Below are 13,339 nucleotides of genomic sequence, written 5' to 3'. Positions count from 1 at the left end.
TGTCACCGCCTATCAAAAAGCCTGCTCTCGCAGGCTTTTTTGCATTTTAATTCAACATATTACGAATCACGTAGTGCAGAATGCCGTCGTTTTGGTAATACGTTAGCTCCGTCGCGGTATCAATGCGACAGCGGCATAGAATCACCTCTTTACGCCCATCTGCGCGTACCATACTCACCGGAACTGTCGCCCCCGGTTTAATGTTTTGTAGGTCCGTAATATCGATCGCCTCCTCACCGGTTAATCCCAGCGTTTTACGCGTGACGCCCTGCGGGAATTCCAGCGGTAAAATGCCCATGCCAATCAGGTTAGAACGGTGAATTCGCTCAAAAGACTCTGCGATAACCACGCGAACTCCCAGCAAACGTGGGCCTTTCGCCGCCCAGTCGCGGCTGGAGCCGGATCCATACTCTTTCCCGGCAATCACCGCCAGAGGCACGTTCTCCTGCTGGTATTGCATGGCCGCATCATAAATAGCTACCACTTCGGTTCCCGGCAAATGACGCGTCATACCACCTTCCACGCCGGGTACCATCTCATTGCGAATACGAATATTGGCAAAGGTACCACGCATCATCACTTCATGATTCCCGCGTCGTGAACCGTAAGAGTTAAAATCTTTACGCTCAACGCCATGGCTTTGCAGATAGCGCCCCGCCGGGCTGTCTGGTTTAATACTGCCGGCAGGAGAAATATGGTCGGTGGTAACAGAATCTCCGAGCATCGCCAGAATACGCGCACCGTGAATGTCCTGAACCGGATCCGGCGTAGCCTGCATACCATCGAAGAACGGTGACAAACGGATATAGGTCGAGTCAGACTGCCAGCCATAGGTATCAGCGCGATCAACCTGGATTGCTTTCCATTCTGGCGTGCCTTCAAAGACTTCAGCATACTCTTTGTGGAACATGGCGGTAGAGACCTGCTCAACGGCGCGGGCAATTTCCTTGGCTGTCGGCCAAATATCTTTCAGATAAACGGGATCGCCTTTTCTGTCATGGCCTAACGGATCTTTCGTCAGGTTGATATTCATATTCCCCGCCAGCGCGTAGGCTACCACCAGCGGCGGAGACGCCAGCCAGTTGGTCTTCACGAGCGGATGGATACGACCTTCAAAGTTACGGTTTCCAGAAAGCACTGCCCCAACCGTAAGATCGCCTTTTTTGATGGCTGTTTCGATAGGATCGGGTAAGGGTCCAGAGTTGCCAATACAGGTGGTACAGCCATAACCCACAAGATTAAATCCCAGCTCATCAAGGTACGGAGTAAACCCAGCCTTTGCCAGATAATCGGAAACCACCTTCGATCCTGGCGCCAACGAGGCTTTCACCCATGGCTGACGTTTCAAACCAAGCGTTACGGCTTTTTTCGCCAGCAGCCCAGCCGCCATCAATACACTTGGGTTTGAGGTGTTGGTACAAGAGGTGATAGCGGCTATCACCACCGCGCCGTCCGGCAACTTATACTGCTGACCGCTCATGGTATAGTCCACTGGCTGGCGGTCTTTAAGCGAGCTATTCACCTCGAGTTCATTACTCGCCGAAAAGGCTTTCGGCACATCAGCCAGCGCCACCCGATCCTGCGGACGCTTCGGTCCAGCAAGGCTTGCCTCTACACTGCCCATATCCAGCTCCAACGAACTGGTAAACACAGGTTCATCCCCTGGGTTACGCCACATTCCCTGCGCTTTGGCATAGGCATTGACCAACTCAACCTGTTCCTCACTGCGCCCGCTCAGACGCATATACTCAAGGGTAATGTCATCGATCGGGAAGAAACCGCAGGTTGCGCCGTATTCCGGTGCCATGTTCGCAATGGTTGCTCGATCGGCCAGAGGTAAGGTGTCCAGCCCATCACCGTAGAATTCAACGAATTTACCGACTACACCGTGCTTACGCAGCATCTGGGTGACGGTCAGAACCAGGTCGGTGGCAGTGATGCCTTCCCGCAGTTTACCCACCAGTTTAAAGCCCACAACATCCGGGATCAGCATTGAGACCGGTTGACCTAGCATTGCCGCTTCAGCTTCAATGCCTCCAACGCCCCAGCCCAGCACACCGAGACCATTAATCATCGTGGTATGGGAATCGGTACCGACCAGTGTATCGGGATAAGCCACCCACTCACCGTCCTGTAACTCGCTCCAGACAGCTTTGCCAAGATATTCAAGGTTAACCTGGTGGCAAATCCCCGTACCCGGCGGTACAACGCTGAAGCGACTAAATGCCTGCTGTCCCCATTTCAGGAACACATAACGTTCATGGTTACGTTCCATTTCCAGGCGCACGTTTTCTTCGAAAGCATCATCATCACCGAAACGATCCACCGTTACCGAGTGGTCAATGACAAGATCCACTGGCGAAAGCGGATTCACTTTTGCCGTATCCCCACCCAGACGTTTCACCGCTTCGCGCATGGCGGCGAGATCGACCACCGCCGGCACGCCGGTAAAATCCTGCATCAGAACACGAGCAGGTCGATAGGCAATTTCTCGATCGGCATGGGCGGTCTTCAGCCAATGCGCAAGCACATGAATATCATCTTCGGTAACGGAATTACCGTCCTGCCAGCGAAGCAGGTTTTCCAGCAAAACTTTTAGCGATTTCGGTAAACGGGTGATATCACCCAGTGATTTAGCGGCCAGCGGCAGACTGTAGTAACGGTAGGTTTTATCTTTAACCTGCAATGTGTCCTTACTGGCTTCTCGTAGGGTCGACGACATAGCTCCTCCTTAATGACAGGGTTGGATCCCCTGATTTTCCTCAGGGTTAGTATTAAAGATAACACAAACAAAATGTAACGCTTTGATAACAACTCAAATTGATAAAAGTGGAGGGCTACAAAAGGGACAACTGAAGTATCTGGCGAGGAGAAAGGTTTAAGCGGTCAAGGTTAATACGGTGATAAGCATGGCTCATCACGATTGCCCGGAATAAAATATTTGCAGTACAAGACAACAGACTAATAATAATTATAAAATTCGTATCAATTATTGTTTCTGTTCATCATCATCCGCAAACAGATCGATAAACGCCCGTTGTTCAGGAGAGAGTTTCCAGGTCGCTGGAATATTCGGCTTATTCTCTGCGCTGCGTTGACTCTCTTGTTCATGATCATCCGGAGATGGCATCACGGTGGAGCGTTGTTCCAGTGTGGACATGACCTACCCCCACACATTCCAGGCCACGAGCGCGACAATAATCCAGAACACGGCAGAGCCAAGAAACACAGCGAACCAGGCTTTACGTTTCATGACGGGATCCCGGCGTGCTGGCTGGTTTCCTGAAGGCATCGCTAACCTCATACTATCGAAATCACTTATCATTTAAGCACCAAACAATCGGTACAATTAATCATCAGATAGGAGGAATCCTAATAAAAAAGGTCAAAAAAAGCCAGTTAATTTTCATACTCGACCTGATAAATAAATTAATTATTTGATCGGTTATAAATATTTGAGAGGGGTTTTTGGCGACCTTACTAATTTGAAACTACTTTAGCAAGTGTTTACCATAAACAATATATGGTTAATACATAGAGGAAAAATATTGAATAGATTCAGACTCTGCCGTCGGTATCGCTTTATGTTTGAGGATACCGACGAGGTAACAGCCGTTATTATTTCTCAGGCAATTTAATATCTTTAAACATGGCTTCAATATCGTCGTTGGAACGTAGCGCCACCGCCGTATCCACCACATCACGCGTCAGATGCGGCGCGAAACGTTGAATAAAATCATACATGTAACTGCGTAAAAAAGTGCTGCGACGAAAACCAATCTTGGTGGTGCTATGGCTGAAGATATCATGGGCATCAACGCGCACCAGGTCAGGGTCGGAGACAGGATCAACCGCCATACTGGCAATTACCCCCACGCCAAGGCCCAGGCGTACATAGGTCTTAATGACATCGGCATCGGTCGCGGTAAAAACTATACGCGGCTCAAGCCCCGCACGGTTGAACGCGGTGTCCAGTTCCGAACGTCCGGTAAATCCAAACGTGTAGGTCACCAGCGGGTACTGCGCCAGTTCTTCAATGGATACGGCGGATTTGCCCGCCAACGGATGGTCCGGCGTAACGACAATCGAACGGTTCCAGTGGTAGCAAGGCAGCATCACCAGATCGTCATACAGGTGCAGGGCTTCCGTCGCGATAGCAAAATCTGCATTCCCTTTCGAGACGGCTTCGGCGATTTGCGTCGGCGACCCCTGGTGCATATGCAATGAGACGCGAGGATAACGCTCAATAAAGCCTTTAATGACGTTCGGCAAAGCGTAACGCGCCTGAGTGTGCGTGGTGGCGATATACAGTGAGCCTTTGTCCGGCCAGGTATGTTCGCCAGCAACGGACTTAATGGCGTCCACCTTCGACAAAACTTCTCGCGCGATTCGAATGACTTCCTGCCCCGCTGGCGTAACCTGGGTCAGGTGCTTACCGCTACGGGCAAAAATCTGGATGCCAAGTTCATCTTCCAGCATACGAACTTGCTTACTGATACCTGGCTGCGAGGTATAAAGCCCTTCCGCCGTTGAGGAGACATTAAGGTTGTGGTTCACCACCTCAACAATGTAGCGAAGCTGCTGTAATTTCATGTTAAGCCATCCCGATTTGCGCCATCAAATCATCGTTTCAGAGCAGGCTCGTTGGCGCTGCTAATACGATTTAATAATAAAAAGTGTGTTAACTATAACCACTATATCATTTCTATGTGAGCTGTATAGGGATGACAAAAAATAATACGCCAGAAACAAAAAGGGCCGCTTACGCGACCCTTTGAGGAGAAATTCAGCCGGAATGCTGTTATTTCTTCCCTTCGACCCATTTACCGTCAACGAAGAACGCGGACCAGCCGGTCGCCTTACCGTCTTTCTCCGCAGCAACGTATTGCTGCTTGGTTTTACGGCTGAAACGAACCATCGACTTGTTGCCGTCTGGGTCAGTCTGCGGCGCATCTGCCAGATAGCGCAGTTTTTCCGGCAGACGATCGCGGAAGCGGTACAACTCCTCAACCAGCGGCGCACGTGTCTCACGTGATTTCGGGAACGTATTTGCCGCCAGGAAGATCCCTGCAGCGCCATCACGTAACACGAAATACGCATCAGATTTTTCACACGGCAGTTCCGGCAACGGAACCGGATCCTCTTTCGGTGGAGCAACTTCACCGTTACGCAGGATCTTACGGGTATTTTTGCACTCGTCGTTGGTACACGCCATGTACTTGCCGAAACGTCCCATTTTCAGGTGCATTTCAGAGCCACATTTCTCGCACTCAACAATAGGACCGTCATAACCCTTGATGCGGAATTCGCCTTCTTCGATCTCATAGCCGTCGCAGGTAGGGTTATTACCACATACATGCAGCTTGCGCTTAGGATCGATAAGGTAGCTGTCCATCGCCGTGCCGCACTTCTGGCAGCGACGTTTGGCGCGCAAAGCGTTGGTTTCCGCATCGTCGCCTTCCAGCACGTTCAGCACTTCGTTTTCCGGCACCAGGTTAATGGTGGTTTTGCAACGCTCTTTCGGGGAAAGCGCATAGCCAGAACACCCCAGGAAAACGCCGGTGCTGGCGGTACGAATACCCATCTTGCGACCGCAGGTTGGGCAATCAATGCTGGTCAGCACCATCTGGTTCGGACGCATACCGCCCTCTTCAGGATCTTTCTCGGCTTTATCCAGTTGCTGAGTAAAATCAGTGAAGAAGTTGTCGAGTACGCCCTTCCATTCGGCTTCGTGATTTGCCACCTGGTCGAGACTGTCTTCCATCTGCGCGGTAAAGTCGTAGTTCATCAGTTCGCGGAAGTTTTCTTCCAGACGATCGGTGACGATTTCACCCATTTTTTCAGCGTAGAAGCGACGGTTCTCAACGCGAACATAACCGCGATCCTGAATCGTAGAAATGATCGACGCATACGTGGATGGGCGACCAATCCCACGTTTTTCAAGCTCTTTAACCAGCGAAGCTTCACTGAAGCGCGCAGGCGGTTTGGTAAAGTGTTGCGCAGGTGTCAGTTCGATGAGCGTCAACGTATCGCCTTTATCCACCGCAGGTAAAATGCGGTCTTCATCGCCCTTACGCAGCGCAGGCATCACTTTCGTCCAGCCATCGAAGCGCAGAATACGACCACGCGCCTTCAGACGGAAATCACCCGCGCCCACCGTCAGCGTGGTGGAATCATATTTAGCAGGCGTCATCTGGCAGGCAACAAACTGGCGCCAGATCAGCTGATACAGTTTTTGCGCATCGGCTTCCATATCTTTCAGCGATTCCGCCTGAACGGCGACATCGGAAGGACGGATAGCTTCGTGCGCTTCCTGCGAGTTCTCTTTGCTGGCGTACTGGTTCGCGCTCTCCGGCAGATACTTTTTGCCGAAATTATCGCTGATGTAATCGCGAACCATGTTCACCGCATCCTGGCTCAGGTTGGTTGAGTCAGTACGCATATAAGTGATGTAGCCCGCTTCATACAAGCGCTGCGCCATCATCATGGTTTTCTTCACGCCGAAGCCCAGACGCGTGCTGGCGGCCTGCTGTAGCGTGGAGGTGATGAACGGCGCACCCGGCTTGCTGCTGGTCGGCTTATCTTCGCGTTCCAGAACGCTGTAGCGCGCTTTTTCCAACAGGCTAACGGCGGCAAGCGTTTGTTCCCGGTTGACCGGACGGAACGGTTTATCATTCTGATGCGTCACCTCAAGCGGTAACGCGTCACCACCTGGCGTGGTCGTGTTAGCATCAATTTCCCAGAACTCTTCAGGAACGAATGCTTTGATTTCGCGTTCACGCTCAACCACCAGACGCACGGCAACCGACTGTACGCGGCCTGCTGACAGGCCTCGCGCAATTTTTTTCCACAGCAGCGGCGACACCATATAGCCCACAACACGGTCCATAAAGCGGCGCGCCTGTTGCGCATTAACACGGTCGATGTTCAGTTCGCCCGGTTTTTCAAACGCCTGACGAATAGCGTTTTTGGTAATTTCGTTAAACACCACGCGACTGTAGCGGGTGTCGTCGCCACCGATCACTTCCCGCAGGTGCCACGCAATGGCTTCCCCTTCGCGGTCAAGGTCGGTTGCGAGATAGATGTGGTCGGCTTTTTCAGCCAGTTGCTTCAGTTCAGAAACAACTTTTTCTTTCCCGGGCAGCACTTCATAGCGCGCATCCCAGTTGTGCCACGGGTCAACACCCATACGATTGACGAGAGCGCCACGTTCATCCTTTTTGGGCTTTTTAGCCGTTTTGGTGGAGGTTGAGTCGGCGCTCTTTTTAGTTGCTGAGCCACTGGTCGGCAAATCACGGATATGACCGACGCTGGATTTCACCACGTAGTCATTACCCAGATACTTGTTGATCGTTTTGGCTTTTGCCGGGGACTCAACGATGACAAGAGCTTTACCCATATTCACCTTTACCTAATTTGATTCTTCCAGAATGCGTCGCACGTTGATTCACCTTCCACTGGCGACGAGACATCGATATGGTCTCTGCGTCGGCGGATATCAACCCTTAAACTGATTCGCGCTTGTAATGTAACTCTCATGTAACTGAGTTAACAGGCTTTTTCGCTCACAAACGCTATAGCACGACGGAGTATTGGTCGAATGTCAAGCAAATCTGTTGCCAGATTGACGAAAGCGTCACACTGTACCTGATAAAATGCGTTACGCAACTTTATTAGCATGCAAAAACAAATCTCGCCACTTGCAACACTGTCGTAAGACCTTCATTTAAGTCAGGGAATATTTGCCCATAAGCCGGGCTCGGCGTAGACTAATGTCCTTGTTTAAGGAGTAAATAATGCATAAAGACACTCAACCCATCGATCGCGAAACACTGCTGATTGAAGCCAACAAAATCATTCGTGAGCATGAGGACACGCTGGCGGGGATTGTCGCCACCGGCGTAACGCAGCGAAATGGCGTGCTGGTTTTCAGCGGAGATTACTTTTTAGACGAACAAGGGCTACCGACGCCCAAAAGTACGGCGGTGTTTAATATGTTTAAACATCTGGCGCACGTACTTTCTGAAAAGTATCACTTGATCGATTAACACGAGAAATGATTTGCCGGATGACGGCTGCGCCTCATCCGGCAATTACAATTTTACATCAACGGTTTTTGCCCCCGCTGCCACCAGCGCATCAGTAAACGATCGGCGCTCTCGGCGGCACTGCCGGTTAAACGGTCCATCAGTTTTTTACGCTGCAGATAACGTACGTTTAATACGTCACGACCGTCCATCAGCCCGAGGATCACCTCATCGCTGGTATTGATCTCATCCACCAGCCCGTTGGCCAGCGCCTGTTGACCAAACCAGTGTTCACCCGTGGCAACCTGTTCAATGTCCAGAGCCGGACGCATGCGCTGTACAAAATCTTTAAACAGATGATGGGTTTCGTTCAGGTCTTCGCGGAATTTCTGCCGCCCTTCTTCCGTGTTTTCACCAAGTAAGGTCAGCGTACGCTTGTACTGTCCGGCGGTGTGCAGTTCGATATCAATATCTTTCCCTTTCAGGAAGCGGTGAAAGTTCGGGATCTGTGCCACAACGCCAATAGAGCCGACAATAGCAAACGGCGCCGAGACAATTTTATCCGCCACGCAAGCCATCATATATCCGCCGCTCGCAGCGACTTTATCTACCGTAACGGTCAGCGGGATCTGCTTATCGCGCAGACGTTGTAACTGGGACGCGGCCAGGCCATAGCCGTGTACTACGCCGCCCGGACTTTCCAGACGAACCACGACCTGATCCTGGGGTTTAACGACCGCCAGCACTGCCGTCACCTCTTCGCGTAATGCGCTGACCTCATGGGCATCCATACTGCCTTTAAAATCAAGTACCCATACCCGTGGTTTATCAGATGACGTACTGTCTCCCAGTTTCGCTTTTGCCTTAGCGGCCTTCGCCTCAAGCTTGTGTTTCTTTTTCTGCGCCTTATGCCAGAATTTTTGCTGATGCCCATCCAATAAGGCCAGCGACAGGTCTTCTTTCATCTCTTTATATTGATCGCTGAGATTAATAACCCGCAATTCCCCACGCTGACGTTTGCGTTGTGTCGCGTTTACGATCAGCATAACTACCACCGCAATAGCCACCACGACAGTGACAATTTTTGCCAAAAACAACCCATATTCAGACAACAATTCCACGTGACCCACCTTGGTTAAACAACGCTACTTTCGCTCAGTGTACAACAGCCTTGTTAACCCGTCTTGCTTCATCCATTCAGTAAAAAGCATGACAACGCGTTCATTTTGCGGTGTTATTGCCTTTGGCTGATTGAAAAAGAACAGGGTTTAAGGCATAAAGCCCAAAAGTTATCGCGAACGAGATGGCCAGGACGTCGCCGAGGAGTAGCCGTGCATTATCAACCGAAACAAGATCTTCTACAGGACCGCATTATTCTGGTCACCGGTGCCAGCGATGGTATCGGGCGTGAAGCCGCACAGACCTACGCGCGTTACGGCGCGACCGTGATTCTGTTAGGGCGTAACGAAGAAAAGTTGCGTCAGGTTGCCCGCTCCATCGCCGAAGAAAAAGGTACGCAACCACACTGGTTCACGCTGGATCTGCTCACCTGTACGTCTGACGAATGCAACCAGCTCGCACAGCGCATTGCCGCGCATTTCCCGCGTCTGGATGGCGTATTGCATAATGCCGGATTGCTCGGTGACATTTGCCCGATGAGCGAGCAAAACCCGCAGGTATGGCAGGACGTGATGCAGGTAAACGTGAACGCCACCTTTATGCTGACTCAGGCATTGCTGCCGTTGTTGCTCAAATCCGATGCCGGATCGCTGGTCTTTACCTCCTCCAGCGTCGGTCGCCAGGGGCGCGCCAACTGGGGGGCATACGCCACCTCCAAATTTGCTACCGAAGGAATGATGCAGGTTCTGGCTGATGAATATCAGAACCGCCACCTGCGCGTAAACTGTATCAATCCTGGTGGAACGCGTACCGGCATGCGAGCCAACGCGTTCCCGACGGAAGATCCGCAAAAATTGAAAACTCCCGCCGATATTATGCCGCTCTACCTGTGGCTGATGGGCGATGACAGCCGCCGTAAAACCGGTATGACTTTCGATGCCCAGCCGGGCCGTAAACCAGGAATCGCCCAATGAGTGAAGAACGCTATCAGCAGCGCCAGCAGCGCGTAAAAGACCGGGTTGACGCCCGTGTTGCCGCCGCCAGAGACGAGCGCGGGATTATTATTGTGTTCACCGGAAATGGTAAGGGTAAAACCACCGCCGCGTTCGGTACCGCCACGCGCGCAGTAGGCCACGGTAAAAAAGTCGGCGTAGTGCAATTTATTAAGGGGACGTGGCCAAACGGTGAACGTAACTTACTCGAACCCCACGGCGTTGAGTTTCAGGTCATGGCGACAGGATTTACCTGGGAAACGCAGAACCGAGAGTCGGACACCGCAGCCTGCATGGCCGTATGGGAACACGGCAAGCGGATGCTGGCTGACGCTGAGCTGGATATGGTGATACTGGACGAGCTGACCTACATGGTTGCATACGACTATCTGCCGCTCGACGAGGTCATTAATGCCCTAAACGCGCGCCCTGCCCATCAAACGGTCATTATCACCGGTCGTGGATGTCATCGCGATATTCTGGAGTTAGCGGATACGGTCAGCGAACTGCGGCCGGTTAAGCACGCCTTTGAAGCGGGTGTGAAAGCCCAGATGGGGATCGATTACTGATAGTAGGCCGGATAAGGCGCTTACGCCGCATCCGGCTCCACGCTCGCGCCTGATGGCGCGTTGCTTATCAGGCCTACTCATGATTAACCGTTGTTGCTGCGACCGCCCGGTCGACGGCTGCTGCCGACCTGAGAGTGGCGCTTCACCGCACGCCGGATCTGGTTTGCCTTCATACGGCGACGATCTTTCTCGACGGCAACTTTAGAGGTGGTTTCCGGCTTCAGTTCCACCAGTTCACGCAAATAGTTGGTCTGCGCGAGGTCAAGTTCCGTCCAGCCGCCACGCGGCAGGCCCTTCGGCAGTGGGATATCACCGTAACGTACACGGATAAGACGACTTACCTGCACGCCCACGGCTTCCCACAGGCGACGGACTTCACGGTTACGCCCTTCGGTCAACGTGACGTTATACCACTGGTTGATCCCTTCACCGCCGCTGAACTTGATCGTTTTAAATGCGGCCGGACCATCTTCCAGCTGCACGCCACGACTCAGATCGCGCAGTTTCGCGTCATCAACCTGACCAAACACACGCACCGCATATTCACGTTCAACTTCGCGGCTTGGGTGCATCAGACGGTTCGCCAGTTCGCCATCGGTGGTAAACAGCAGTAAACCACAGGTATTCACGTCCAGACGTCCCACGGCAATCCAGCGCGCATCGCGCAGTTTTGGCAGACGATCAAACACGGTCGGACGACCTTCCGGGTCGTTACGGGTACACAGTTCACCTTCTGGCTTGTAATAAGCCAGAACACGGCAGATTTGCTCCGCAGATTCTTTCACCGAAATCAGATGACCGTCGATACGGATTTTCAGACCCGGCGTAACTTCAACGCGATCGCCGAGCGTGGCAATTTTGCCATCAACGCTCACGCGACCCGCGGCAATTATGGATTCAATTTCACGGCGAGAACCGTGGCCAGCGCGCGCCAGCACTTTTTGTAACTTTTCGCTCATAGAGCTTCCTTTAGATGTCGCCTTCACAGGCGTCGAACAGGAGAATCAACGGCGCCAGTCAGCGCCATTTTAAGGCCGCGTAGTATAGCGGTTCGCGCCCTTATAAGAAAGGTTTAACGTCGCCAACGCCTTCGCGCAATACCACCGGGGAATCATCGGTTAAATCAATGACCGTGGTTGGCTGCTGGCCGAGATATCCACCGTGGATAATCAAATCCACCACTTTCTCCAGACGATCTTTGATTTCTTCCGGATCTGACTCGGTAAATTCGCTGCCCGGCAGCATCAGTGATGTAGAGAGCATAGGCTCGCCCAGCGCTTCCAGCAGCGCCAGCGCAATCGGATTCGAGGGTACACGCAAGCCGATGGTCTTACGTTTTTCCTGCAACAGTCGACGTGGTACTTCTTTCGTCCCCTTCAGGATGAACGTGTAGTTGCCCGGCGTGTTGTTTTTAATTAAACGGAAGGCCACGTTGTCGACAAACGAATAGGTCGACAGTTCGGACAGGTCACGACACATCAGCGTAAAGTTGTGCCCGTCCGGCAGGTGACGGATGCGACAAATGCGCTCCATTGCGCCTTTATCTTCAATTTTGCAACCCAACGCATAGCCGGAATCAGTTGGATAGACGATCACCCCTCCTTTACGCACGATTTCAACGGCCTGATTGATCAGTCGCTGCTGTGGGTTTTCGGGATGAATATAAAAAAACTGGCTCATACTTTCCTCTCTGTGGTCTCGGGCTGTTCCCAAAGTTGCCAGACGCCTTCTACGCCTGCGGGCAACCAGAGTTTACGACCCAGCTCAATCCATGGGCAGGGTAGATGAAAATCAGACCCTTGCGATGCCCACAGTTGATGCTGACGCGCAAGCGTCGCCAGATGGGTGCGTTCATTGGGAGACTGCTGGCACTGTGCCACTTCCATCGCGTCGCCGTGATGTTCAGCAAAATGCGCAACCAGTCTTTTCAGCCACTTAGCGCTAAGATCGTACCGCCCAGGATGAGCCAGAACTGCCTTACCGCCAGAATGATGAATGACATCAATAGCTTGTTCTATTGTACACCACTGTGGCGGAACGTAACCGGTTTTCCCACGGGCAAGATATTTTTTAAAGACATCCGCCATGGTTGTGGCTTTTCCGCATTCCACCAGGAAACGCGCAAAATGCCCCCGAGTGATCGCCCCGCCATCAGCCAGGCGTAATGCCCCTTCCCACGCGCCGGGAATATGCGCTTTGTCGAGTCGTTCAGCAATCAGGCGCGCGCGCTGCTGACGACGTTCCGTTTGCTGCGCCAGAAATTCGCACATCATTGGATGGGCGATATCAATGTTCAGACCCACGATATGGATCTCATGGTTTTCCCAGACTGTTGATATCTCGACGCCAGGGATCAAATTTAACGCTAAACCCGCACGTGAAATTTCTTCTCTTGCCGCCGCAATACCCGCCGTGGTGTCATGATCGGTGATCGCCAGTGTACCGACTCGCATCTCTACCGCACGGTGTACTAAGGCTTCTGGCGTTAATCGCCCATCGGAGGCTGTAGTATGACTGTGCAGGTCATAAATCACTGCGTAATTCGTGTCGCTCAATGCGGCTCCCGTTTCACTAAATGTCTTAACCCGCCCATCATAGCGGTTTAGACAAATATACTGAAATCAGGTGTTGA

The 13,339-nt window shown here is 52.1% G+C and carries 12 protein-coding genes; 3 read left to right on the top strand and 9 right to left on the bottom strand.

From position 1 onward, the window contains the following. Positions 1 to 46: 46 nt before the first annotated feature. The 5 genes from acnA to topA all read right to left on the bottom strand — a co-directional run bounded on the left by acnA (position 47) and on the right by topA (position 7,399). Positions 47 to 2,722, bottom strand: coding sequence for an aconitate hydratase AcnA (gene acnA / locus HV311_RS11155; protein WP_181635411.1), 2,676 nt, complete (start codon positions 2,720 to 2,722; stop codon positions 47 to 49). A gap of 267 nt (positions 2,723 to 2,989) precedes the next feature. Next, positions 2,990 to 3,160, bottom strand: a complete 171-nt coding sequence (locus tag HV311_RS11150) for a hypothetical protein (protein ID WP_016153249.1) — start codon at positions 3,158 to 3,160, stop codon at positions 2,990 to 2,992. Between the two features lie 3 nt (positions 3,161 to 3,163). Further along, positions 3,164 to 3,304, bottom strand: a complete 141-nt coding sequence (locus tag HV311_RS11145) for a YmiA family putative membrane protein (protein ID WP_213238933.1) — start codon at positions 3,302 to 3,304, stop codon at positions 3,164 to 3,166. Positions 3,305 to 3,618: 314 nt separating this feature from the next. Further along, the gene (gene cysB / locus HV311_RS11140) at positions 3,619 to 4,593 is read right to left on the bottom strand and encodes an HTH-type transcriptional regulator CysB (RefSeq protein WP_016153251.1); all 975 of its coding nucleotides are present in this window, start codon (positions 4,591 to 4,593) and stop codon (positions 3,619 to 3,621) included. A gap of 208 nt (positions 4,594 to 4,801) precedes the next feature. After that, positions 4,802 to 7,399: a type I DNA topoisomerase gene (topA, locus tag HV311_RS11135; RefSeq protein ID WP_016153252.1), complete on the bottom strand. Its 2,598-nt coding sequence runs from the start codon at positions 7,397 to 7,399 to the stop codon at positions 4,802 to 4,804. Positions 7,400 to 7,796: 397 nt separating this feature from the next. Here topA and HV311_RS11130 point away from each other — a divergent pair, with 397 nt between their 5' ends. Further along, on the top strand, positions 7,797 to 8,048 hold the full coding sequence (locus tag HV311_RS11130) for a YciN family protein (protein WP_003020616.1): 252 nt from the start codon (positions 7,797 to 7,799) through the stop codon (positions 8,046 to 8,048). Between the two features lie 53 nt (positions 8,049 to 8,101). On the opposite strand, the gene sohB is transcribed toward HV311_RS11130, so the two are convergent. Beyond that, positions 8,102 to 9,148 carry a protease SohB gene (gene sohB / locus HV311_RS11125; protein ID WP_191221093.1) on the bottom strand — a complete coding sequence of 349 codons (1,047 nt, stop codon included), beginning with the start codon at positions 9,146 to 9,148 and terminating at the stop codon, positions 8,102 to 8,104. A 210-nt stretch (positions 9,149 to 9,358) separates the two neighbouring features. Between sohB and HV311_RS11120 the strand changes: the two genes are divergently transcribed. Both HV311_RS11120 and cobO read left to right on the top strand, forming a co-directional pair. Beyond that, a complete protein-coding gene (locus HV311_RS11120; RefSeq protein WP_191221092.1) occupies positions 9,359 to 10,120 on the top strand; it encodes a YciK family oxidoreductase in 762 nt (253 codons plus the stop codon). After that, positions 10,117 to 10,707, top strand: coding sequence for a cob(I)yrinic acid a,c-diamide adenosyltransferase (cobO, locus tag HV311_RS11115; protein WP_016153255.1), 591 nt, complete (start codon positions 10,117 to 10,119; stop codon positions 10,705 to 10,707). Before HV311_RS11120 ends, cobO begins: the two co-directional genes overlap by 4 nt. 83 nt (positions 10,708 to 10,790) lie before the next feature. Here cobO and rluB read toward each other — a convergent pair whose 3' ends face one another. The 3 genes from rluB to rnm all read right to left on the bottom strand — a co-directional run bounded on the left by rluB (position 10,791) and on the right by rnm (position 13,262). Further along, positions 10,791 to 11,666: a 23S rRNA pseudouridine(2605) synthase RluB gene (rluB, locus tag HV311_RS11110; protein ID WP_003020625.1), complete on the bottom strand. Its 876-nt coding sequence runs from the start codon at positions 11,664 to 11,666 to the stop codon at positions 10,791 to 10,793. A 100-nt stretch (positions 11,667 to 11,766) separates the two neighbouring features. Next, positions 11,767 to 12,387 (bottom strand): L-threonylcarbamoyladenylate synthase, encoded by a 621-nt coding sequence (locus HV311_RS11105; protein ID WP_016153256.1) that lies wholly within the window; start codon positions 12,385 to 12,387, stop codon positions 11,767 to 11,769. Beyond that, positions 12,384 to 13,262: an RNase RNM gene (gene rnm / locus HV311_RS11100; RefSeq protein ID WP_029139558.1), complete on the bottom strand. Its 879-nt coding sequence runs from the start codon at positions 13,260 to 13,262 to the stop codon at positions 12,384 to 12,386. The genes HV311_RS11105 and rnm overlap by 4 nt, the downstream gene beginning before the upstream one ends. Positions 13,263 to 13,339: the final 77 nt, after the last annotated feature.

Source organism: Citrobacter sp. RHBSTW-00881 (assembly GCF_013728515.1).
GTDB lineage: Bacteria > Pseudomonadota > Gammaproteobacteria > Enterobacterales > Enterobacteriaceae > Citrobacter > Citrobacter braakii.
This window is presented reverse-complemented; position numbering and strand designations above follow the sequence as displayed.